This window comes from Phycisphaerales bacterium (assembly GCA_035627955.1).
GTDB lineage: Bacteria > Planctomycetota > Phycisphaerae > Phycisphaerales > UBA1924 > JAEYTB01.
In genome coordinates this window covers 213,237-238,356 of sequence record DASPKU010000019.1, presented here as the reverse complement: position 1 = coordinate 238,356, position 25,120 = coordinate 213,237, and the positions used below count along the sequence as shown (strand labels likewise).

Sequence of the window (25,120 nt, the reverse complement as noted above, 5' to 3'; positions counted from 1 at the left end):
TGGGATGCCGGAAACGCCCGGCCGCGTTTTGGAACGTCCTTATCGGCTGGACAACTGCATCCCCAGCACCGCCGTGGAAATCTGGCCCTCGTCCATCGCCGGCGGGCGAATGTCGCCCAGCAGCTTCATCTTGGGGATGTTGGACTCGGCCGGCGACAGGCCCAGCTCGTCCAGCTTCTCGAACACCATGCGGGTGTCGTTGAGGAACTGGAGCGCCTCGGCCTCGCCGGTGCCGCCGCTGGCGGCCTTGGTCTCCAGGTACTCGCGGAAGCCCAGGCCATCGGGGTTCTGGGCCTGCTGCGTGTAAGCGTCCCACGCCAGGGCGATGCTGTCGCGGATAGCCTCGGTGCGGTTGATGTCCCCGGGCAGGAACACCAGCTTCTTGTACGCGTCCACCGCCGCCTGCACCGACGGGGTCGAGAGGCGGTTCACGGTCACGCGGTAGTCCTTGGGCTCGGGGCGGGCCGTCAGCGGCACGTCACGGTAGAACGCACGTCCGACGAGGAACTCGACGAGGTCCTCGATCTCGAGGTCCTTGATGCCCATGCCCATGAGCTCCAGGTCCTTGCGGAGGGCGGCGCTCACGGTGACGGGGGTCGCGACCTCGCGGGTCTCGGTGTCGCGCGGGATCGCCCCGGCGATGATGGTCGCGGCGTTCACGCCCGACACGCCGGTGGCGGTCAGGTCCAGCGGTGCGAAGGAGCCGCCGTCCTTGAAGCTGTTCTCGACGACCGGGTTGGCCTTCTTGAGGAACAGGAACTGGTCGGTGGCCGCGCCGGTGAGGATGTTGAACACGCCGCTGTTGTTGGCGAAGGAGACGCGTTCCTTCTCGGTGAGGCCCGAGCGGTTGAGCAGCGTGGGGATCACGCCGCCAAAGGAGATGTCGCCGGTGGCGACGAGGTCCACGCCGAGGTCATTGGGGTTGTTCTTGACCGCCGACCCGCCGCGGAGCTGGATGTTCACCGTGCCCGCCGTGACCGTGATGTTGCCCAGGGCGGTCAGATCGCCCAGGGTGACGGTGCCCGTGTTGGTGGCGTTGATGAAGAGGTTGCCCAAGCTGGTGAGCTTCTGGCCGGGCTTCATGGTGAAGCCCTGCGTGGTGTTGATGCGGAAGTCAGTACCCTTGGCCACCGTGCCGTCGCCATTGAGCGTGGCAAAGAACGCGGTGGCGCCCAGCGGGGCGCCCTTGTTCACGTTGTTGCCGTCGGTCTGGAACGACAGGGTCAGGCTCTTGAGGCGGGTGCTGGCGCTGGCATTGCCGATGCTGCCGCCGAACACGAAGGGCGTGTTCGCCAGCGTGCCGTTGGCGCTCGCGTCACTGAACAGGGCGAGCGAGAAGGGCGTGCCAGAGGTGGAGTCGATGGTCTTGCCGAACCGCAGTGAGCCCGTGCCGCCGCGGAGCTCGATATCCGCCCCCACCGTCACGGCGTCATTGAACACCATGCCGCTGGCCGTGGTGGCGTTCGCCGCCAGGCGCGTGCTGCCCGAGGCGTCGGTCGTGATCGAGCCCAGCGCCCCGGCCCCGCCGACCACCCCCTGGAAGTCCGTCAGGCCACTGACGTTCATCGTGAGGTTCATGCCGGCGCCGTCGATGACGCTGCGGAACGTGGCCTTGGGCGCCGTGAGGGTCGTGGAGGTCTCGAGCACTACGCCGTTCTTGAAGTCCATCTCCTCGCTGGCGGAGATCGCGGTCGTGGCGATCCGGGCCTGGCCCTCGGTGATCAGCTTCTGGAACGCGTTGGCCCCGCTGAACCGGGAGAACTTGCCCGCGCCGCCCGCGTGGCTGGTGAGCGACTCGCCACCGGACACCCCGCCGTTGTACAGCAGGTTGCCGTTGGCGGTGGTGAACACCGCATCGCCGGTGAGCGTGAGCACGCCGGTGATGGTGATGTCGCCCGCGCCCGTCGTCGTGTGGTTGAACCCGGTGGTCAGCCCGCCGCTGTAGGACTGCGCCCCCACCGTGCCCACCGCGCGGGTGGTGGTGCTGCTTGCCGTCACGTTCAGGCTGGTGAGGGCCGTGGTCCCGCCGATGTCCGCGGCGAAGTTGGCGGTGGAAGTCCCGACGTTCACCGTCAGGGCCTTGGCACCGTTCACCGCGCCCGACACGCTGAGGGCCTGGTTGTTGGTGGTGATGACGACGTCGTCATCGAGCGTCACCGCGCCATTGAGCGTGATGCTGCCGGCGCCCGTCGCGGTGAGGTCGTCGTTCAGCGTCACGCCGCCCGTGATGGTCTGGTTGCCGCTGGTGATGATCTTGAGCAGGTCGAGGGTAGTGGCGCTCGCGGTGTAGGTGCTGGCGTGCACGTCGCCGTTGTGGGCGATGTTGCCGGTGCTGGTCAGGGCCACCGCGTTGTTCACGGTGACACCGCCGAAGCTCATGTTTCCGCCGTTGATCGTGAGGCTGCCCAGGGCCGTGTCCGGGGCGCCCTGGCCGATCGCCCCGTTCACGATCACGCTGCCGGTGCTGGTGATGGAGAGGCTGCGGGCCCCCAGCGCCTCGGAGTTGATGCTGGCGAACTCGAAGCTGGCGCCGCTCATGCTCACGTTGGCGTTGAGCAGGGTGGCATCGTCGTAGGTCTGCGCACCCGTGGTCCGCACATTGGCCGAGAACGCCACGCTGCCGTCGGCGTTCGTGGTCAGGTTGCGGAGCTTCTCGCCGTCGGTGGTGCCGCCGATGAGACCCTCGAACTGGGTCGCGCTGGTGCCGCCGGTGTTCACCGTCAGATCGCGGTTCTCGCCGAAGGACACGATGGTCGACGCGAACCGCACCGAGCCGGCGTCCGTGGTCATGGTGACGTTGTTGTTCAGCTGCACCGCGTCGAGGTAGGCCTGAGCCCCCGTCGTCCGCACCTGGGCGCTGCCGATGCGGGTCCGCCCGCTCGAGTCCGTCGTCAGGCTCGCGAGCTTGCTCACCGCGCCCACGTCGCCGTTGATGCGGGTGTTGAGGGCGTTGATCGTCAGGGTGCGCGCCCCGCCGAAGGAGTTGACCGTCTCGATCTCCACCTGCTCGGCGTCGGAGTCGGTGTTGCTGGCGGTCAGCACCACGTTGGCCGCGAGCGTCAACGCGTCGTTGAAGTCGATGCGCGAACCGCTCATGTTGCCAGCGATCTGCGTCGCGCCGAAGTAGGTCTGCACGCCGGTGGTCGTGGCCCGCAGCAGCGTCGTGCCGTCGCCCGAGACCACCAGATCGTTGAGCGCCTGCACGCCGCCGATGGCCCCGCCGATGCTCACCTGGCCCTGCACATTGTCCTGGTTCACCGCGCCCACAGCGATGGTCAGGTCTCGGTTGCTCGCCGCGTCATCGGCGTTGACCGTTCCGGTGATGGTGATGTCGTCGGTGGCGTTATCGCCGGCGGTGCGGATGGTGGAGTTGCCGGCAACCACCAGATCGCCCGTAATCACGATCGAACCGGCGACGTGCGACCGCAGCAGCTCGGAGAGGTGCACCTCGCCGGTGTACGCCTGGTCGCCGTCGGTAGCGACGGAGCTCAGGTGTATCTGCGCGCCGTTGATGCTCAGGTCATCCAGGTGCTGGGTGTCGCCCACCCGCGCCAGACGCACGACGCCCGACGTGCCCGCACGCACCGCCAGGTCCGCGCCCGCGGCCTGGCCGTTGATCGCGTCGGCGATCGCGTCGCCGGTGCCCGCGTCGAAGCCCACCGATACGTCCGCGCCCGTCGCGAAGGCCCCGGCATCGGTCGTGTCCAGCAGGGCGCTGCCGTCCACCACCACGCGGTCGTTGATGGTGATCGCCTGGCCCTGCGTCACGATGCTGCCGCTGATGGTCGTCGTGCTCCCCGAGCCCAGAATCGTCACCGACCCGTCGCTCGTGGTGTTCTTCAGCGTCTGCTCGATCTCTACCGATCCGCCCGCGGCACTGGCCCGCAGCGTCAGCGCGTCCTTGAAGGTGACGTCGCTCTTGACGGTGATCGTCCCGTTGTTGGACGCCCCGCCGATGCGGATGCCCGTCAGCCCATCGGCGAACAGGTCGATCTCGCTGGCCGTGAGATGCAGGGCCTGCGTGCCGCCGCTGCCCGTCTCGGTGCCGTCGCCGCCCAGGAAGATGTCCCGTCCCGCGGCGAACGTCTCGATGTCCAGCGTGCTGTTCGCGCCCAGGCCTGTCACCGCGCCGGTGAAGTCCAGGTCGCCCGCGCGGAACACCACGCCCCCATCGATGATCACATCGCCGTCGTGCACGATGGTGTCGGAGGCCGCGACCGTTGCGCCGCCGTAGGTCACCACGCTCCGCAGCTGCAGCGCCTCGAGGGTGAGGTCGGTGCTGATGCCGATGCCCCCGGTGACGACGTTGTCCAGTGCGCTGAGGTCCAGTCGCGAGCCCGCGACGTTGGCCGCGCTGCCCGAGTCCGCGATCACCAGCGAGCCGTTGACCGCGTTCAGGATGTAGCTCATGCCGGCGATGCCGCCGGTGAACTGTGTGATCTCCGCCAGGTCCGTGCCCGAGATGGAGCCGTCCTGCCGCACCTCGAAGCTGCTCACCGAGCCGCTGTTGCCGGCGAAGGTCGGGGAGTTGCCGCGCACGTTCACCACCGCGGCGCCCGTGCCATCGCCGGCCGCGAGCTCGATCGTGTTGGACGTCAGCGTCACGCCCGTAGCCCCGAAGCTGAGGTCGCCCGCGCCGCCCAGGCCCGAGAGGATGCGGATGCCGTCCACAGCCGTGGCCGTGATGTCGTCGCTGACGACGATCGCGCCCTGGCTGCTGGCGACGTAGCTGTCGCTCGTGACCGCGCCGTCCTGATTGACCACATCGCCCGTGAGCGTCACATGGCCCGAGGCGACCAGCGCCCCGATGTTCAGGGTCGTGCCCGTGGCGTTGATGTCCCCGCCGGTGATGCTGCCCACGGTGGTGATCACCGCGCCGGTCAGGTCCACCGCGCCGTTCACCGCGTTCACGTTCTGCAGCAGGGTCAGGTTGCCAGCGCCGCTGTCGATCGTGAGGTCGCGGTTCCCCGACGAGCCGGTCGCCGTGATCAGTCCGTCGAACAGCACGCCCTCGGCGTTCACCGTGATCGACTGGCCGTACTTGGTGTGCCCGCCCAGCACGCGGAAGAGGCCCAGTCGCGTCGTCGCGCCCACGTCCGCGTTCAGTTCCACATCCGCGGAGCCCGCGTCGATGTCCAGGCCCTGCACGCCCGCGGTCTGCGCGTCGACCGCGCCAGTCAGCACGATCAGGTCGTTGCTGGTGGTCAGAGTGGAGTTGCCGGTCAGCAGCACATCGCCCACCAGGGCCAGCGTGCCGTTCGCGGCCAGGTCCCCGCCCAGGGTGATGTCGCCGGCATCGGCCCGCAGGCTGCCTGCGCCGGTCACCGGGCCCAGGAACGCCACGCTGCCCGTGCCGCTGCCGCGGAAGAACACGTCATTGTCGAACGTGCCCGCGTTGACGTTGATGTTCTGCGTGCCGGTGGCCCGCCCGATGATGATGGCGGTGTTCGCCGCGCCGACGCCCGAGGTGAACTGGTTGTCCAGCGCATCCAGGTCCGCGAGGGAGAGGTCCAGGCGGCCGGCCTGGTCCAGTGCCGAGCCGACCTCCACGTCAATGCCATCGGTGCCGGGCTGGAGCACGAGGCGGCCCGTGCCGCTCACCGAGTTCGCGCCGCCATTGAAGTCGATCTCGTCCGCGCTCACCGTGAACGATGCGCCGCCACCCACCGTGAGCGTGCTGCCCACCGTCACCGTCCCCGAGCCGGCGTCAAACGCCACGCTCGTGCCATTCACGCTCACGCCCGAGGTGAAGGTGATCGCGTCGTCGGTCGTGCTGACCGTGAACGCCCCGGCGCTGGTGAGGCTCGTCGCCCCCGCGCCATCCTGCAGGAACGCCCCATCCAGAGCGATGCTCCCGCTCACCGTGAGCAGGCCGCTGTTGGTCACCTGCATCGCGCCGCCGCCGCTGGTGGCCGCGCCGCCCAGGTTCATGGCGCCGCCCACCAGCGTGATGCCGCCGGCCCCGCCCGTGAGCGAGCCGTAGGTCGCGGTGTTCGCCGCGGCCTGGCTGATGGTGGTCGCGAACACGTCGTTCGCGCTCACAACGTCCGCCGTGGTCACCGTGAAGTTGGCCAGCGCCGCGCCGGAGGTGCCGGCGTCACCATCCAGATCGATGTCGCCGTCAGTGCCTGCGGACAGCGTCAGCCCGCCCGCTACGTTGGTGCGGGTGATGTCGCCCGTGATATTGATCGCCGCGCCCGCGGCGTCGCCCACATCCGTCGCGATCGTCACGCCGCTCGCCAGCGATACATCCGCATCGATCGTGATCGCCTGGCCCGCCGTGGAAAGGTCGCCGTTCACATTCACCGTGTTGCCGAAGAACGTGACGTCTGGCAGGAAGGTCGAGGCGGGCACGTTGATCGTGTGCGCCCCGCCCGTGGAGTTGCCGAAGTGCACCTCGGTGAGGGTCGCCGCCAGCGGCGCGAGACCAGTGACGAACAGGATGTTGGCTGTGCCGTCGTCGGCGCCGATGGTGATGCCGTCGGTGTTCAGGACCGGTCGCATCGTCAGGATGCCCGCGCCGCCGATGCTGTTGGCCGCGCCGTTGAAGTGCACGCGGTCGCCCACGAGCGTGAGGTTCTGGCCGTTGAGGTCCGCCGCGGAAAGCACGATGCCCGTGCTGTTGCTGCTGGCCGTCAGCGTGATCGCCGAGCCGCCGATCAGCCGCAGATTCGTCGACTGGATGAACCCGGTGGTGGTGCTGATGTTCCCGCTCAGGTTGAGCTGGCCGCCGGAGTGGATGAACGAGCCCGTCAGCGTCACCGGCCCGCCGAGGTTGACCGTGTTGAGGTTGCCCACGATCGCCTGCAGACTGGACGCATTCACCGAGCCCAGCGTGACGTCGTTCAGCGGCGTGCCGACGGTGCCGAACCGCACCGCGCCCGTGGTCGTGATGTTGCCGATCGTGGTCTGGCCGCCCGAGTTGTTCTGGATGAGCGATGCCGCGTTGACGGTGCCCATCGACACGTCGTTGGCGCTCTCAATAAGCACGTCGCCCAGCACCTGGCCCGCGCCCGAAGCGCCCGTGACGGTGAAGTTGCCCGTGCCCGCGGTGACGGTCAGGTGGTCGGCCGCGCCGCCGGCGGTGCCGTCGAGCGTGCTGCCCAGCTGCACGTTCGCGCCCGCCGAGCCGCCCGCGTTGGTGGTGTCGATGGCGCCCGTGCCGTTGACTGCCACGCTGCCCGTCACGCTTACCGCACCGCTGTCGGTCCGCAGCGTGCCGGTCAGGCGGGTGATCGACCCGCCCACGGTCGCTGTGCCATCGGTGGTCAGGCCCGCCGCGATCGACGCGTCGCCGCCCGACTGGAAGTTGCCGCCGGTGATCGACACCGCCCCACCGAAGTTCACGTCGTCGCCGATGCTGATCCCACCGCCGGTGGTCGTCACCGTGCTGGAGAACACCGCGTCGAAGGAACCCGACACCGCGATCGCCCCGGCCGCGCTCACCGCGCCCGAGAACGTCGCGTTGCCCGCGGCATTGATCCCGCCGCTCGTCGTCGTGACCGCGTCAAACACACCCGTGCCGTTCAGCGTCAACGACCGCAGGCTCACGTCGGTGGTGATATCGGTGCCGGCGCCCGCGCCCTGGATGGTCAGGTCCGTGCCGTTGATCCGTGCCGCGGTGCCGATCGTCACCGTGCTGCCGAAGGAGCGGATCGAGTAGGTGATCCCGCCCGCGGGCACCGTGAGCACGGGCAGCTGCGTCGCCGTGATCGCCGCGTCGGAGGCCCACACCACGCTCGCGGGCGCATCGGTGTTCGCGATCCGCCGCAGGGCCAGGAAGTTCACGCCCGTAAACGTCGCGGCGTTGTTCGTCCCGTTCAGCGAGCCCGCCTGGAAGCTCGCACTGTCGGTCAGCACATCGGCGTCATCCTCGAACACGATGTTGCCCGTGCCGTCCATGCCCGAGCGGACGTCCAGTGACAGTGCCTGCACGGTCGGGGCGTCGGGGCCTCCGTCCTTCCAGGTGATGTCGCCGGCCGAACGCAGCGCCAGCCCGTTGCCGATCGAGAGGTCCTCGTCCACCTCGATCGCGCTCGTCGAGTTGTTGCCCAGCGTGATCACGCGCCCGCCGACGGTCTCGATCCGGTTCTCCAGCGTCGCGGCCGCGATGTTCATGAACCCGCCGCCGCCCCCGCCGATCCGGATGCCACGGTTATCCGCGCTGCGGATGTTCACATCGCCGCCGCCCGAGACTTGGAACTCACCGCCCTCGCCGGTCATCGTCAGCGTGTTGGTGACGAGAGTCGTGTCGCCCGCAGCCGCGTCCAGCTCGCCCGTCTCCGCGCCGGTGCTGTTCACCGTCAGCGTGCCCGTCGTCGCCGTGGCCGTGATGTCGCCGGTGGTCGCCGTCACTTTATTGGTGATGTTGAGCGCCGTGCCCGCGACCAGGCTGATGCCGCCAGCCGCCGACGTCACGTCCCCGTTCACCGTGATGTTCGTCGCCGTCAGGCCGATCGCGCCGGCGGTGTCCACCGCGCCGCCCAGCGTCGTCGTCCCGCCGCCGGCCGTCTGCGTCAGCGTGGTCGAGCGCAGCCCCGCCGCGGTCACGTCATCCGCGTTCGTGATCGCCACCGCGCCCAGGCGAGTCGTGCCACCCGCAGCGCCGGTCAGGGTAATGTCCCCGCCCGTACCCGCGTTCAGCGTCAGGTTCTCAGCGCCCGCGGTGGTGCCCTCGATGGTTGAGTCGAACGTGATGTTCGCGCCGGCCGCGCTGCTGCTGCCGGTGGTGTCGATGCTCGCCGACCCCGTCAGCGTGACCGCGTCCTGGAAGCGCACGCTGTCGCCGCTGGTGATGACGTTCCCCGCGAGGCTGATGCCGCCCGCCCCCGCGTTCACGTCCACCGCGCCGCCGGTGATCGCCCCGCCCAGCGCCACGGCGCCGGTGTGGTTGATCGTCACGCCGCCGCCCGCGGTGATCACGCCCGTGCCCGACTGCGTGAACCCGACGCCGCTGGAGCTGAACGCCCCGCCGTTGGTATTGATGGTGCCGTTGAGGAACACCGAGCCCGTGCCGCTCGCGGTGTCACCGGTGGCCGAGTTGGCCTCCAGCGTCACGCCAAGCTGGCCCGCCGTCGCCGAGATCGTCACGCCCGCGTCGATCGTAATGTCGTTCTGCGCCCGCAGCGTCAGGGTGGCGTTGCCGCCCGCGCTCTTAGTGATGCTGTTCTGGACCGTGATGTTGCCCGCGTCCGCCACGCCCGCCTGCGCGGTGGTGACGATCACGCTCGTGCCGCCATTCAGGCTCGTCTGGATGTCCGCGACGTTTACGTTGGACGAGGCGCCGGTCGTGGTCGGCGTGAACGTGTTCGGGCTGCCGCCCGAAGGCGTCATCTCCGTCGTCGCGCCGCTGCTGATGGTCACGTTCCGCGGGTCGATCAGCCACGTGCCGCCGTTGCCATCGATGCTCCCCGCGTCGATCTTCGCGGGGTCGAGGCTCACGACGTCCTTGCTCGAGGTCTCGATCAGGCCGCCATCGCCGCCCATCGCGCCGCCGCGAGCCAGGCCCGTGCCGTGGAACTGCGTGTAGTTGTCCGACCAGACGATGGCCGTTCCGCCGTTGCCCTTCTCGGTCGCGCTCACGTCGATCGTGCTGCCCGCGTCAACGGTTACAACCTTGGCCCGCTCGCGGTCTCCAAGGCCCTGGTAGTCGCCGCCGACATGCACCTGGCCGCCGCCGGTCTGGCCCGTCGCGTTGAGCTTCGCGTTGACCAGCGAGACCCGTTCGCCCAGCACCTCGATGCTGCCGCCGTTGCCGCGCGCGTTCGACGCGTCCAGCGTGCCGGCGACCTCCACATTGCCGCCGCTGGCCTGCACGCTGATGTCGTTGGCCTTCACCGACCCCGCCGCTCGCACCGCGATGGAGTAAATATCGCCCGCGCCCATGATCACGCGCCCGCCCGCCGCGTTCACCACGCCCGTGTTGGCCGTGCCCGTGCCCGCCTTCACATCCCCCGTCGGCGCCTTGATCTTCACGTACACGTTGCCCGTGCGCTCGCCGATCATCACGTCGCTGCCCGACGCCATGACCACCGTCCCGCGCGGGGCGTTGATCGTCCCCGAGTTGAACACCTGCTCACCCACCAGCCCGGCGAACTTCTGCACCGTGATCGTGCCCTGGTTCTCCACCCGGCCCGTCAGGTTCGTGAAGTTGTCGCGCCCGGCCAGGAAGTCGGCGTTGCTCAGCTTGCCGCCCGCCGCGTACAGCGCGTTCACATCCACCCGCGCCCCGTTGCCGAAGATCACGCCCGCGGGGTTCACGATGTACACCCGCCCATTGGCGGTGATCGAGCCGTCGATCCGCGTCGGCGCGGCCGTGGTGATCCGGTTCAGCACCCGCGAGGTCGAGCTCGGCTGGATGAACCGCACCGACTCGTTGGCCCCGATGTTGAAGCTCTTGTAGTTGATGATGCTGTTGTTGCCGGCGCGGATCAGCGTCTCAGCGCCGTTGCGGGTGATGTCCACCTGCCCGCGGACAACCTGGGCCCCCTCGGGCCCCGCCAGCGCAGGGGTGCATGCGGCGGCAACGAGAATTCCGCCTAGCGCCCGCGTCCAGCCTGCAAATTTCCCCACCCCGAGGAGGTTGCCGCCGCTCACCCACTCCGCCGCCCTCACCAGAGCCGCGGCCTGCTGCGTACCACCCTGACGACGACCATTCACCTGCGCCATGACGAACCCCTCGTATCGCGCCGGCCCCGGAGCACGCTCCGATAACCAGCGATTGCAAACACCACAAGTCCTGAACTCGCCCCCACTTACGCCCGATAACACCACCCAGGGACTTAGTACAGCAGGGTCAACGAGAAGTGCAGTCTCGCATCGCCCGGGCTGGTCACGCCGTCCTTGGTCTCATCCAGCGGCACGCCCAAGTCCAGACGCGCGCTGACATTGCGCTTGAACTGATACTCAATTCCGACTCCCGCGCCAAGCAGGGTGTCGTTCTCCTCGCCCGGCGGGCGGGGCTGGCTGCTCCGCACCACCGCCCCGTCCACGAACGCCCGGAAGATCAGGTCCCAGTCCGGCCGCCCGAACGCCTGCTGCGGGGCCATCCGGAAGTTCTCCCCCAGCCACGACGGCGTCGCCCGGGCGGATTCCGGCGACTCGCCCCACCACCGCCAGCGGCCGGCGTCGGAGATCGGCAGGATCCGCGGCAGGTGGAAGCGGTACTCCAGCGTGCCGATCACGGCCGAGTCGCCCGCCACCGCCGATTCGGGGTACCCGCGGACCGAATAGAAGCCGCCCGCGACCTCTTCCTCGTTGGCGATCACGCGCTGGCCGAAGGCGTACTGGCCGCGGACCGACGCCGAGATCTCGTGCGCCAGCGTGAGCGGCCCGCTGTCGCTCGTGCCCGCGTAGCCGGACGGGTTCAGCAGCGGCTCCAGATAGAAGGAGTGCTCCAGCGACCACTTGAGCATCGGCCACTCGACGTCGGCGTCGCGCCGACCGAGGTTGGAGATCTCCTCCTCGTCGGTCCCGGCGAGTTCCGGCACCTGGTACTCAAAGGTCACCCCGCCGTAGGTGCCCATCGACTCGGTCGTGCGGTCCAGCCGCAGGCCCACGTACGGCAGCGCGAACGTCTCCGAACCCTCGAGGTTGGTGACTGTGTTCTCAACCTGCACGTTCGACACGCGGATGCCCGCCAGGCCGTCGATGAACAGCTCACGCCGCTGGAACAGCAGCGTCGAGAGCTCCGCCCCGCCCGCCCACGTCGTCCCGCTGAACCGCTCGGCGTTGAAGCCCACGTCCGACGCCTCGAAGGTCGAGTACGTGCCGTACAACCGCACCCGCACCTGGTCCGACAGGATCGGGAACTCGTAGTTCAAGGACAAGGAGTGCGCATCGGTGAACCCGCCGGTGATGTAGTCCACCCGCAGGATGTCGTCGTGGTTCGTCAGCTGGTTGTGCACAAATCCGAACCGCTCGCGCCACGTGTTCGTGGCACGCGTGCCCGTGTTTGAGATCTGCGCGTACACAGACCACGGCCGGCTCTCCGCTACGAGGTAATCCACCAGCACCTCGCCCGGCTTGTCGCCCGGCGCCACCGCCACGTCCACGCGCCGGCCCGGGTGCCGGTTCAGCCTGAACAGGAACTCGTCCAGCTCCTCCTTGTGCAGCAGGCTGCCCGCGTCCAGCGGCGACTGGGTGCGGATGCGGTTGTGCACCGGGTCGTCGGGGTTCACGCGGGAGATCGTGCCCGCCTTGATCTTTCCCTCCAGGCGGTCGCCCGACGCGATGGTCTGGATCCCGCCGACCACGCCCGTCCATACCACCAGCCGCAGGTCCTTGCGCCCCTCGCGCAGGTCCTGGCCGTTGGTCTCGTCGATGTCCTCGGGGTGCAGCTGCACGAACACGCCGGCGATCCCCTGGCGCGCCAGCGTCTCCACGATCGACGCGCACACCGCGGTGATGGCCGAGCGGTAGAAGTACCCACCGGCCGGGTCGGCCACATCCCCCACCGTCACGCGCGTGGTTGGAAGGCCGGCCCGCGGCGCGACGTACCCCTCGGGCGTTACGCCCAGCTCGGCCGTGGAACGCAGCACATCCTCGATGGCCGGCAGGTCGGTGCGCTCGCCCTGGTAGGTCACGATGAAGCGCGTCACCTGGTAGCGGTCGCCATCCTCTGCGATCGGGCCCTGCGCCGCGCCCGTGGGCGCCGGCGTTGGAGTGGTCGGGGCCGTCGTCGTACCGGGCTCGCCCGCGGGCTGCGCCGGCTGCACGGGGCGGGGAGCCCCGCCCGGCTGCACCGCGTTGATGTCGATCGGCGGCTTGGGCTCCGGCTGCGCCATCGCCGACGCCGCGAGCGCCGCCGCCAGCCCCAGCGCCGTCACCCGCGCCATCTCTTGCAGTCCGCGGCTGCTACGGGGCGTCTGGTTCAGGCGCGGCACGGACAACAGTGACAGCCTCATCGTTCTTCCTTTTCTGACCGGGCCCAAAGGGCCGACCCCCAGCACTTGAACCGGCGATCCGTACGCCTCCACTCACAGCGCACCATGACCGCCGGCGGCAACAATCGCCTCAATGGGGGCAGAAGCTAAACCCCGTAGGCGGCGGCGTCAAGTTGACGCAAGTTGTTGTGTGCGGGACCTGTCAGCGCGGGGGCTCGCCCCGCGCCCCTTCATCGCTTCTCCGGCGCCATGTACGCCGCCGACTTCAACAGCGACGACAGCGAGGGCCCCGCCGCGCTCCCGGCGCCGCGGGGCGCAGAAAATGCCAGTCGGAAGCCCACATCCGCGTACCCCTCCCGCGCCTGCATCAGGTTCACCGGCGACGCCTCCCGTACCGGCACCTCTTTCGACGACAGGGCCGACCCGCCGATGACCCCCATCGCGTTCTTCTCGCCCAGGTAGGTCCGCACCTTCAGCGGCGACGCCTCCAGCGACCCCATCCCCTCCGGGTCCCCCCACACGTACTCCGACACGTTGCCCACCAGGTGCTGGAACTGCCGGCCCGACCCCACCGGCGCGAACCACAGCACGCCATCGTCCGCTTCCACCGCGGCGGCCCCATCCGCCTGCGGCTGAGGCTTGGTCACGCCAGCCGGCCAGAACGCCCCTGCACCGGGGAAGTCCGGGGGGTCACGCTTGACCTCATCCTGACCCACCAGCGTCTTCGTCTGCTCGTACTGCTTCGCCCATGTGCCGTCGCGCAGATTGGGCGTTCCCTCCGCGGGAGCCACGGCCTTCCACTCCTCGGGCGTGGGCAGGCGGCAGCCCATCACTCGTGCGAACACCACGGCCGCCATGGGCGACACGTACTGCATGGGCATGTCCGCCGTCGGGGCGCCCACCGTTACGCCCGACGCGTAGAACTCCTTGCCCGCCATCGAGGCCTTTGGCCGCAGCCACCCCCTGCTGAAGTCGTCCTTGCCGGGCTTGATCACCCGCATCACTTCGCCCGCGCTGCTGGACCACTCCCACACCCGCACGCCGCGCCGTGTGTCACCGGTCGCGGGGTAGGTCGCCAGCAGCGGCTTGATGTCGTCCCACTTGCCAACGCTCTTCACCACCTCGATGAACATCCCGACCGACACTTCGGTCGTGCTCATGAACGCGACGCTCTCGCCCCCGCTCGAAGGCGTGACCGGCAGCCGCCGGAAGTGCACCGACCTCTCCGAGCCCTTCATCGTGTACGTCACGCCACCCTCGGCATCGGGCGCACCGGCCGTCCACCCCAGCACGCCCGGCCCCAGCTTCGAGAACTCCAGCCCCGCGCCCGGATCCTTCAGCGGCCGCAGCCCTTTCAGCAAGGCGTCGATCTCCGGCCGCTGCTGCGTCGTCGCGCCGAGTGCCTCCACGCCCGCCACGAACCGAGCCACGCTCTCCCGCGTGGCTCCGTCCAGCGTCGCCCCCTCCCCCTTGCCCACCGCAGCGGCACGGAACTGCGCCAGCAGCAGGTTGTACCGCGCCCAGTCCGGCAGCTTGACCAGCTCCGAGTCGCCGATACCCAGTACACCCATCGTCGAGTACGCCGCCTCCGCCCCGGCCTCGTTCATCGCGGCCTTGCCCACAAAACCCGTCCACATCGCCCGCGTGGCTCCCGCGGCCTGCGCTTTCAGCGCCGCCCGCTGCCCCGCGTCGGCCACACCGTTGATCGCAGCCTCGAGATCCGAGGTCGCCAGGCGAGATGCCTCCAGCATGTCCGCCGGGATGCCCGGCCACCCAAGCTCCGCCAACCGCGACCACGCCGCCACCGCTCCGGGCGTCCGCGTCCCGTCGTTCACCGCGCCCTTCACCGCCGAGATCAGCGCCTCGTGGCTCGTCAGGCTCGCCACCGACCGCACCGCCTCCACCTGATCCAGCAGCGGCCGCACCGCCGGCCCCAGCTCGGTGTACGCTGGGCTGGCCTGCATCGCCGCTTCCAGCTCCCGGGCCGTGGGCTTCGCCTCCGCACTCAGCACCTTGCCGGCGGCGAGCATCTGCTCCAGGGCCACCGCCTTCGCCGCGACAACGTCCGCGCCGTGGTTCCACGACCTGAGCTGTTCGACCGCCCCCGCCACCCTGCCCGCGTTGCCCGCGACCGCCGCGTCCGCGGCCTCCCGCAGCCCACGCTCCAGCCGCGCCTCCGCGGCCTTGCTCCACTTGGCGCCATCAATGAGCTTCGCCTCGGGCGCCGCCACCGCCTGCACATCGCCCAGCTGCTGCTCGACGCTGCTGAGGCTCTGCTCGAGCGCCGCGACCTTGGCCAGCGCCACCTCGCGCCCGGCCTTCGGGTCCAGCGCGGCGATCCCCGTCCCCCACGCCGCGACCAGCACGCGGTGCTTCACAGGGGCCGTCCGCGCCCGCTCCTGCAGCACCGATGACAAACCCGCCGCTGCTCCCTCAGACTCGGCTTTCAAAGCCCGGCCGAGCACCGCCAGCTCCTCATCCAGCGTCTGCACATCCCGCGCGATCTGGTCCCGCGACGAGGCCCGCCACGGCATCGCCTTCACCAGCCCGACGCGTCGCTCGACGTCCGCCAGCTTCTCGCGGTGCGACGGATCCAGAACCTTCCCGTCCGCTTTCAGTTCAGCGTCCAGCCGATCGAGATCGAATTTCACCCGCGACAACGCGTCCGCAACGCCCCACGCACTCCGAGGATCACCATCCCCGGTCGCCGACGTTGTAGCTCCAGAACCGGCCGTGCTCGGCCCACTCGCATCGCGCACCTCCGGCCTGGGCTCGGGCGCCGCCGAGGAGTTCGATGCCGCTTCCCCTGCCTCGGCCTCGGCCGGCGTCCCTTTCTTCCGCGCCACTACCGCGATCACGATCGCCAATACCAGCACACCGGCGAGCGCCAGCAGCCCCACCTTCAGGCGCGCCTCGCGTGATAACCCGCCGCCCGCCGCGACCACCCCGCCACTCTTCCTGCTGCTCGCCCCACCCCCCGCCCACGACTCCGCCCGCTGGCGATGCCGCGAGGCCTCGGCGTCGTCCATCGTGTACGGCACATCCGTTGTCAGCCCCAGCGCCCCCTCGCCCGCGCGGGCGCAGAAGAACGCCTTCACCTTCGGCTCGCCGACGATCACATCGACGAACCGCTCCGCCACCGGCGAGAGCACCATCACGGGCAGGCCCTGGAGGATGTCCTGCTCCATGACCCTCACCCACGCCCGCGCCCCTTCGCCGGGGCCGCGCAGCCCCCGGGGCACGCGCAGGTGCGCGCACGCGGGCTCATAATCCTTGCTCTTGATCGTCGTACCAGATGACGTCCGCGTGAACTCCTGCAGCTCGCGCCCCATCTCGTACAGCACGCGCACCATGCCCTCGCGCCCGTTGCCGGACAGCTCGGGCGTGCCCACCAGGCGCGCGACCAGGTCTCCAACCACCTCCTCGGGCGCGGGTGCCGCGTTGTACGCCTCCGCGGCCTTCTCCAGCTCGCTCTGGCAGCCCCCCACCGCGAACCGTACCAACTCCGCCGAGTTCGTCTGCGTGCAGTCCGTCTCCACCTGCGCCAGGCGCGGCAGCACCTGCGCGCAGGCCCAGTCCAGCGGCGCGTTCTCCAGGAACGCGCACACCACCATCGGGTATTTCGTCCGCCCCTTGCCGTCGCGGCTCGCCCAAAGCCGGCCGACCATCACCCCGTCGGGCAGGCTCCACACAAACTCGTGCCGGAAGGGGATTCGCTTGCCCTCTTCCAGCTTCTCCCACTCGCCCGAGTCGATGTTCCCGCCGATGCACTCGGTATAGAGCACCCGCTTGGCCTTCACCAGCTGCGGGCAGTCCAGACCGATCTCCTCGATGTGGTCGTCCCACCCCGGGTGCTTCCCGAAGGCCGCAACGTGCACCTTCACCGGCCGGCCGCTGTGTCGAGTTCCGTTCTTCAAGCCAGAGTCCTTCCTTCCACGCGCGGCCACTCCCCCTCACGCCTTCCGGAACTCACCGCGCCGGCCAACGGTCCGTGCTCGGCCAGGCGTCCTTTGCCGGCAGCTTCTGGTTGAACGTCAGGTGCAGCCACAGGTACTTGTTGTCCTTGGTCGTCACCATCACGCGCCAGCTCTGCGGGTCCTTGTCGTCCTGCTCCGCCTCGCCGCACGCGCTCATCATCTGCTGCAGCAGGCTCCAGTTGCCAGGCAGGATGATCTTCTCCGCCGGCTCCTGGTTCCCCTGCGGCTCGCTCGCGTACAGCCACAGCTCGGTCGCCTGACCATCGACCAGCGGCAGCTTCACGCTCCGCTCCTTCAGCTTCTCCGGCAGCGAGGGAATCGTGAGGCTGAACACCTCTCCCGCCGCCTGCCCGCCCACCACCAGCTTGGCGTAGCCGTACAGGTTGCCCCGGGCGTCGTCGGTCACGCCCGACCGCGCCGGCAGTTTGTTCACCGGCGAGAACGTCACGGTAAAGCTCAGCTCCTTCTGCTGGCTGAACAGCCCCGCCATCGCCTTCAGATTGGCGAACCACACCGCGCTGCCCGCGGGCATGATGTCCCCGCCCGTCAGTGACTTCATCAGCGGACGCAGCTCCTCCGGGATGGCCGCGGTGCTCGCGCCGCGGTCGCTGCCCGCGGCCTGCTCGAGCTTGTCCGCCGCGCCCAGGATGTCCTTCACCTGCGCCGCCGTCAGCGGCTTGGTACGGACAGGGTCGCACGACGGCACGAACGCCAGCGGCACCGCCTTGGCGTCGGTCATCAGCCGGTCCATCGCGCTCTCGAGGTCGCGACGCGTCTCCTTCACCAGGCAGCTCAGCCCCGCGTGGATGAGCTCGTTGACGAACCGCAGCCCGTCCGCCGAGTACACGCCGAAGTACTCATCCCCGATCCGCCCCTCGCGCATTGCGCTGAGCAGCTCGCGCCGCGCCCCGTCCGCGTCGTTCTCCGACAGCGTGCCCCACAGGGCCACCACCGCCTTCGCACGCCGCAGGAACTTGGCGTCCGCCAGCTTCGCGTACGCGCCGTCGGTTTCCGCGAGCGCGTCCTTGGCCATATCCGCGGGCGCCACCTTGAACGCCTCGCGCACGATCTTCTCCAGCGCCTCCAGGTCTTCGCACAGCTTGTCGAAGTTCGTCGCCTTCAGCGTCTGGCCGTAGGCCATCCAGCTGCTCGCAGCCGGGCGGCACTCCTCATTGGCCTGCTTCCGCCAGTACGCGATGTAGTCGCGCATGTACTCCACAGTGGCGTTCGCCTTGGCCGTGTAGTTCACCTTGGGGTCGTTCCGCAGCTCGTCACGACCGAGCACCACCTTCTTGTCCGTGCCCTCGACGAACGCCCGCACCTCGGCCCAGTCCTTCAGCACCTGGCCCGCGGCCTCCCAGTGGTACGGCTTGGCGAACTCGCTGGGCCGCTCCATCGCCGTCAGCGGCAGCCGCGGACGCTTGAGCTTCCGCGCGTCGAACGTGCCCTCGGCCAGGCGCGCGTTCGCCACGTCCTCTACGTGCGCCCGCAGCCCGTCGGCATCGCCCCGCCACTCGCCGATCGCAACCTTCACCAGCTCGTGCACCCGGCGCGACGCCGCGATGGTCGTCACCGTCCGCAGGGCCGCCACCGTCTGGTCGCGCATGGCGGTCAGCGCCTGCGGCGCCACGCGCCCCGGCTCGGGCGACCAGCCCGTCAGGGCGTCCACGTCGCCCCGCACCTTCTTCGCATTCTCATTCACCTCCGCGATCTGCGCCACCAGCGTCGGCCTGGCCTCCCCGGTATCGCTCGGCTCCGCCGCCTTGCTCGCCTGGGCGTCCGCAGCGCGCAGCTCCCGAGCCCCGAACTCGTACGCCTTGGCGATCGCGCCGTACGCCCGCATATCGCCGCGGTCGATGATCGACCCGGGGGTCAGCAGCCACTTCACGTTCTCCATCGCGGCCGACATCGCCGTCAGCTGCTGCTTCACCGTGGCGTCCACGCGCCGCGCGCTCTCCTCGAGCTTCCCGCGCAGGCTCACCAGGCTGCGGTCGATCTTCTCCGCCGCCTTCTCATCCTCGGGGATGGTCGGCAGCTGACCCTGCAGGTCGTTGAAGTAAGCGGTCAGCTGCTTCTGCAGCTCGTCGCCCGCCTCGGTCACCAGCACCGAGACCTCCTTGTCGCCCAGCTTCTTGACCGCCAGGTCGATGTCCGCCCGCCCCTTGAGGATCTTGTCCGCGCTCGCCAGGAACTGTGTCTCGAAGCTCTCGTACTGCCGCAGCGTCTGCGGCAGCCCTTCGGCCGTCTTGATCGCCTCCATCCCCTGCACGTTCGCGTGCTCGCCCGCGATCGTCAGCAGCCCGTCGCGCAGCTTGATCAGCGACGCCATCCGGCTGTCCGGCCGGTCCTTGCCCAGCTGCTCCAGATGCTTAACGAGGCTGTCCACCGCGCCTTCGACCGTGCGGATCGACCACTCGTCCTTCCCGCCCAGCACCTCCGCCGGCAGGTTCTTGCTATTCCAGCCCTCCGGGTACGCGAGCGCGACCGCCTCGGCGATGTCGCTGCGCGAGGACTCGTACACCCGCTGGTCGTCCTCGCCCAGCAGGTAGCGGAACATCACATCCACGTTGATCGCGACCGGCTTCTTGGCGTCCGTCGCCGCGGGGGCCGCGCCGAGCGCGTACGTCTGCAGCCGCATCAGCTGCGCCAGCGACCCCACGGCCGCGTCGCCCCACGCCGTCTCCGTCTGCAGCTTGCTTCGCGTCGCGTTCACCAGCGGCACCACGATGGCCCGCTCGACGATCGCCCGGTGCGCGTTGACCTGCTTCTCCGTCCACTCGCTCTTGAACCCCACCACCGGGGCCGCGATGAAGGGCGGCTTGATCTCGTCTTTGCGCTGCTTGGCCGAGGCCAGCACCAGCTCCAGCGGCGTGCGGAAGTTCGCGTCACCCGGCACCTTCTCGAACTGCACGTTGCCGCGGTACGCCAGGGTCTTGGGGTCGATGAGCCGCACCTCGAGCGCGTCGAACTCGTTCTCGCCCTCCTCGATCCCCGCGTACGCCGCGTTCACCGTCGACCAGAACCGGCTCGGCCGGTCCAGCGAGCCCTTGAACCCGAAGTAGCCCATCGCCGCGACGCCCGCCAGGACGATCACCGCCGCCGCGGACAGCCCCACCACCATCCGCCGCTGCTTCGCGAGCGCCTTGCTCACGTTCGCGGCCCGCGTGACCAGCCCGCGCTCCTTGAACACCTTGCTCATGAACACGTCGCGCAGGAAGTAGGCCTTGTCCTTGTCCCACTCCTTGCCGCCGGGAATGGACTCGACATCGATGCCCAGCGCCTCCGCGAGGCCCACATCCAGGGCCTGGCCCTCGCGCATCGAGCTCGTGAAGTAGATGCCGCGGAGGAACAGCGGCTTGGGGCTCCACTCGCCCGCGACGAAGATCATCTCGAGGTAGCGGCGCAGACGCGGCGCGATGCGCACGAGGTTGTCCGGCAGCTCGAACATCTCGTCGACCTGGTCCGTGCGCCGGGCCGAGGGGTCCATGGTGTGGATCGGGTTCTGCAGCAGGCCCATCCGGCGCGACAGCAGCTTCTGCCGCACGCCGTCGAGGTGCTTGTCGACCTGATCGGGCTTGAACGCGTCGTCCAAGGGCGCCGGGTTGCTCCAGCCCAGGATCTGGTGCTGCAGGTTGGGGTCGTTGATGGTCTCGAAGAAGTCGCGGAAGCCCACGATCTTGTCGCACTTGGTCACCACGACGAACACCGGGAAGCGCACCTCGAGCGTCCGCTGCACCACGTCCAGCTGTCGCGCGATGGCGCCCGCGGTCTGCTCGATCTTCTCCGCGCTGTCCTTGAGCAGGCTCTCGGCGCTGATCACCAGCAGCATGCCGTTGATCGGGGCGTTGGGCCGGCACTGCTTCAGGAGCTTCATGAACTCCTTCCACTCCGTCGCCTGCCCGTCGGTGCCCTCCTCCATGAACATGCGGCCCGCGGTATCGAGCACCACCGCGTGGTTGGTGAACCACCAGTGCATGTTCATCGTGCCGCCCGTCCCCTGCAGGCAGTCCTGCAGCCCCGGCGGGAAGCCGACGTTGCAGTGACGCATTGCCTCCGTCTTGCCGCTGCCCGAAGGCCCCACCAGCAGGAACCACGGCAGGCTGTACAGGTCCTTGCCCGCACTCTTGAAGGTGCTCACGCCCTCCTCGAACTTCTTCCGCAGGTCGTCCATGCGGGCCTTGGCCGCCGGATCAACCGCACCCCGCCCGCTCCCCGCCTTGGCGATCAAGGACGCGAAGGGCCCGCTCTTGGCCTTGTCCTTGAGCTTCAGGACCAGGATGTACAGCACGATGATGACCGCGACCGCCAGGATGCCGATCGCCAGCCACTTCCAGAACGGGTTGTCCTTGAGCACGGCCATGACCGCGGCCAGCCCGCCCACGCCCACGCCCAGGATCGTCGCGCCCTGCATTGGACGCGGAAGATTCGCGAATGCCGAAAACATGTAAAACCTCTCTTCCGCCGCTCAGGCCGACGGCTTGCCGCTCTCGTTGTGGCTCTTCTGAATGTTCGTGAACGACGCGTCCAGCTGCTGCCCCGCGTATCGGAACAGCTGCACGTACGCCACCAGCAGCACCACCGTCAGCGCCACCAGCGCGATCACCACGCCCGTCAGGCTCCGGTTGGGCGGCTGCGTCAGGTTCCGCGTGTCGACCCCGTCGTACGCGTCGTTGCAGATCCGCGCCGCCTGGTTGGCGTCGATCATCCCCCGCAGGCGCGCCGAGATCTCCAGCATCTTCCGCCGGATGTAATCGGGCTGCCCCGTGTACAGGCCGGTGAAGCCCAGGCCGATGCACACGTAGAACACCGCCAGCCGCTGCGTCGCCGTGTCGCTGGGGTCGCGCAGCGCGTCCTCCAGCAGATCCCAGAACTTCTCCTCAAAGGCGAGCTCGCCCCGCTCGCCGCTCAGGGGCTTCCACCCCCCGCCGAGGTTGCTGTTGAGGATCATCGAGTCGACGAAGAAGATCAGCACCAGCTCGATCTGGTTGTACGCGCCGATCATCGCCGGGGTCTGCTCCGCCTTCGCGCGCATCTCCGCCAGCAGGCCCTTGACCTCACCGCGCACCACGCCAAAGTCCGCCCGCCCGCCCTTGCGCGCCAGCCGGTTGAGCCGGCATACGTACTGGAACAGGGGCTCACATATCTCGACAAGGTTCATCGCTCGCTCCGGCGGAAGTGGCTAAGTGGCAAAGTGGCGAAGTGGCAAAGTGCTGAAACGCACCGCGACCTCTCCATCCCGCACCCAACTCACCTCACTTTGCCACTCTGCCACTTTGCCACTTGGCCACTCTGCCACTTGCCCCAGTGCCTCACGGCACCGTCATGTACATCGAAACATCCTGGTACTCGAAGTCGTCCGTCTCGGCCCACCGCACGCACATGGCCTTCTCCGCGACGATCCGGTCCCACATCTTCTTGCTCTCGCCCATGTCCACGCGGAAGTAGTGCAGGTCCACCGCGCTGGGCAGCTCCATCGGCGGGTGGCGGTCCTCCACCAGCTTCACGCCGAACAGGTGCAGCTTCGCCATGCTCTTGGGCATCAACTTGAACCGGTCCTGGTCCTCCACCAGCTTCCCCAGCACCGCCGCCGGCGCCTTCGTCCTAATCCCGATGTAGTACCCGTTGGGCTGGCTGATCTGCTCGTCGGTCAGGGTCGCGGTCAGCAGGCCCTGGTCCTTGACGAACGCGCTCTGCAGAAACTTCTTCTGGATGTCGCCGCGCAGCAGCGGCCGGATCTTGCGGTCCAGCTCCTGGAACACCGGGCCGGGGTTGTCGTGGTCATACTTGGGCGCCTCGAAGGGGTCACGGTCCGGCGACAGCGCCGCCAGCTCCCCCTGCAGCTCCCGCAGCGTCAGGTACGCCGCGAAGGGCGTCATCGCCCCCGCACCGCCCACGCCCCCCTGCACCATCACCGGCAGGCTGGCCGCGTACTTGTTGAGGACCTGCAGCCGCAGCATCTGCAGCAGCTGCGGCCCGCGCAGGTTCTCCACCACGAACCCGCCCCGCGTCAGCTGATTCACCAGCTCCTTCCGCGAGGCCTCCACCGCCGCCCCCAGGTCCCTCAGCGTGTTCCGCAGCAGCGGCGAGCCGTTGATCACCAGGCACGGCGGCACGAACCCCGTATCAGGCCGCGGCAGCGTGCTCTCCTCCGCCGTGTGCACGATCCGCAGCAGCGGCAGCACTTCCATGTCGCTGGTGTCCTCACCCTCCACCACCAGGCGGGCGTTGTACCGCCGCACCATCACCGGCTCCGCCGCCTCCCCGGTGTTCTCATCGCTGCGGGTGATCTCCGACACGCGGTACAGCCGCTTGACGCGCGCATCCTCCGCTACCGCCCGGCGCGCTGCGCCGCCCGCCCCGCCCGCGGGGATGGGGTCCACCGTGTTCGCCCGCGCCGCCTGCCACAGCGGCACCGCCAGGCTCACCGTGAACGCCCCGCTGCTCGCCTGGAACACCCGCTTGATGTCCAGCGCCGGGATATCCGCGTTCCCCGGCAGGTCGATCTCCAGCCCACTGGGCATGATCGCCCGCAGCCGGTCGATCCGCACCAGCATGTTCTCCAGCGCATCGGTCGACAGCCGCAGGTCGATCACGCCGTAGGGGAACGCCATCGAGAGCCGCCGCTCCCGCATCCCGGCCTCCGCCAGGTCCCGCTGCATCGTCTGGAGGTGGTGCGGCTTGAGGAACAGACCCTCGTGCCAGTGAACTTGTCCGACCTGAGACATTCGTGCCCCCTGCCTGCGCAGTGCTAAAGGTGCTCAAACCACAACAACTAGCGGATGACCTGGCTCAGGCCCGCATCCACATCCTTCGCGATCACCTGCTTCATCCGCAGCTCGATGCTCGACCCATCGACGCCGTCCATCAGCCGCTCGTACTGCTTCCAGTACCGGTACTCGTCCGCCTTGAACATCTCCCGCGGCGCCGCCTGCCTGATCGCGTCCAGCGAGTACTTCGCCATGTGGTCGCGTGCAAACTGCCGCCCCGCCTCGATCACACCCTTCATCAGCAGCGACACCAGGCTCCGCAGCCGGTACGCGCTCTTGTGGATGACCTCCTTGGTCACCTTCTCGTCCCCCGCCACGAACTTGGGCAGTTCCTTGTTCAGCACCTGGAACACCGAGTTCTTGGCGTCGGGCGCCAGGTCGCGCCAGTACGTGCACGCCCACGGCTCCAGCTTCAGCACGAACTCCGCCAGCACCGACGCGGTCTCAACCACCCGGGCCGCGCTGACCTCCTGCTCCGGCGACATCTGCAGGGTCTTCTTGAACTCCGCCAGCTGCGCCGCGGGCAGCCCCCCCGCCCCTGCGGGCGCCTCCTTCACCTGCACCACCGCGAAGCCCGCACCGGCCAGCTTCTGCGTGATCGCCGCCCGGTCCGCGTCGCTCAGGAAGCGGGAGTGCTCGATCAGCTTGTCGCACAAGACCTTGGGGTCCTTGACCTCCGCCGCGGGCGCCGCGGCCACGACCGGCGGCGGCGGCGGTGCGGACCGCGCCCCGTCCGTAAAGCTCGGGAACTGCTCCATCAGCGCCAGCAGGAACGGCTCCCGCTCATTGGGCGCCAACCCCGAAATCGCCCTCTTCACCTCATCCTGAAGCTGCTCGGACCGCAGCTCCTTGTCCTGATCCGCCAGCTCGCTGTGCAGCACCCGCAGACGGGCCGATAACGCGCTGAGCCGCTTGCCACGCTCTGAGGTCGGTTCGATCACGCGCCCACGCTCCTTGCGCACCCAATCCCAACGCACATCCCAAAGCGAACCCAAACGCCCGCCGCAACACCCAACCCGATAAACCGGCGCTCACGCCTCTGTCACGAGGGCCCCATGATATCGGGCCGTCCTCTGGACACAACCGCCCCCCACGACCGGGTTTGCCCCTTCCCCCCACTTCCGCGCCAAACCTGCGCGAACCCGCACCTTCCCCACACCCCCCACACCCCACCCACCCCCGACAGCCCCCCGCCAACCGACGGACTTTGCACACCAACCGTCAATCCGCCCCTGGTTGTCTCCGATCCATCCCACGGCACACGCGCGTGCGGCGTTGCCGTTCCGGAGACCCCCATGCGTCGCATCCTCACCCTCGCCTCCGTATTCGCTGCCCTGTTCGTGTGCCTCGGCTGCTCGTCCTCGGGCGGGCGCGTTTACACCTTCCAGCGCCACCAGGCCGGCAACGTCACTGCCAGCGACGGCATCGGCGCCTCGCTCTTCCAGCAGCCCAACGTGCAGACCGCCTTCGTCCCCGGCGAGTGACCGCCCCC

Annotated in this window: 8 protein-coding genes; 1 reads left to right on the top strand and 7 read right to left on the bottom strand. The window is 69.0% G+C overall.

Annotated elements, in window-relative coordinates; all coding sequences use genetic code 11:
- Window positions 1-39: 39 nt before the first annotated feature.
- The 7 genes from VD997_15665 to VD997_15635 all read right to left on the bottom strand — a co-directional run bounded on the left by VD997_15665 (window position 40) and on the right by VD997_15635 (window position 24,569).
- On the bottom strand, window positions 40-10,668 hold the full coding sequence (locus tag VD997_15665; GenBank protein HYE63429.1) for a filamentous hemagglutinin N-terminal domain-containing protein: 10,629 nt from the start codon (window positions 10,666-10,668) through the stop codon (window positions 40-42).
- 113 nt (window positions 10,669-10,781) lie between these two features.
- Window positions 10,782-12,905 carry a ShlB/FhaC/HecB family hemolysin secretion/activation protein gene (locus VD997_15660; protein ID HYE63428.1) on the bottom strand — a complete coding sequence of 708 codons (2,124 nt, stop codon included), beginning with the start codon at window positions 12,903-12,905 and terminating at the stop codon, window positions 10,782-10,784.
- Window positions 12,906-13,114: 209 nt separating this feature from the next.
- The gene (locus VD997_15655; protein HYE63427.1) at window positions 13,115-16,801 is read right to left on the bottom strand and encodes an SUMF1/EgtB/PvdO family nonheme iron enzyme; all 3,687 of its coding nucleotides are present in this window, start codon (window positions 16,799-16,801) and stop codon (window positions 13,115-13,117) included.
- A 52-nt stretch (window positions 16,802-16,853) separates the two neighbouring features.
- The gene (locus tag VD997_15650) at window positions 16,854-21,272 is read right to left on the bottom strand and encodes a type VI secretion protein IcmF/TssM N-terminal domain-containing protein (protein ID HYE63426.1); all 4,419 of its coding nucleotides are present in this window, start codon (window positions 21,270-21,272) and stop codon (window positions 16,854-16,856) included.
- 54 nt (window positions 21,273-21,326) lie between these two features.
- Window positions 21,327-22,019, bottom strand: coding sequence for a DotU family type IV/VI secretion system protein (locus VD997_15645; protein ID HYE63425.1), 693 nt, complete (start codon window positions 22,017-22,019; stop codon window positions 21,327-21,329).
- Window positions 22,020-22,170: 151 nt separating this feature from the next.
- Window positions 22,171-23,586, bottom strand: coding sequence for a type VI secretion system baseplate subunit TssK (gene tssK, locus VD997_15640; protein ID HYE63424.1), 1,416 nt, complete (start codon window positions 23,584-23,586; stop codon window positions 22,171-22,173).
- A gap of 47 nt (window positions 23,587-23,633) precedes the next feature.
- Entirely contained in the window at window positions 23,634-24,569 is a 936-nt protein-coding gene (locus tag VD997_15635) for a hypothetical protein (GenBank protein ID HYE63423.1), read from the bottom strand.
- A 354-nt stretch (window positions 24,570-24,923) separates the two neighbouring features.
- Between VD997_15635 and VD997_15630 the strand changes: the two genes are divergently transcribed.
- A complete protein-coding gene (locus VD997_15630) occupies window positions 24,924-25,112 on the top strand; it encodes a hypothetical protein (GenBank protein ID HYE63422.1) in 189 nt (62 codons plus the stop codon).
- Window positions 25,113-25,120: the final 8 nt, after the last annotated feature.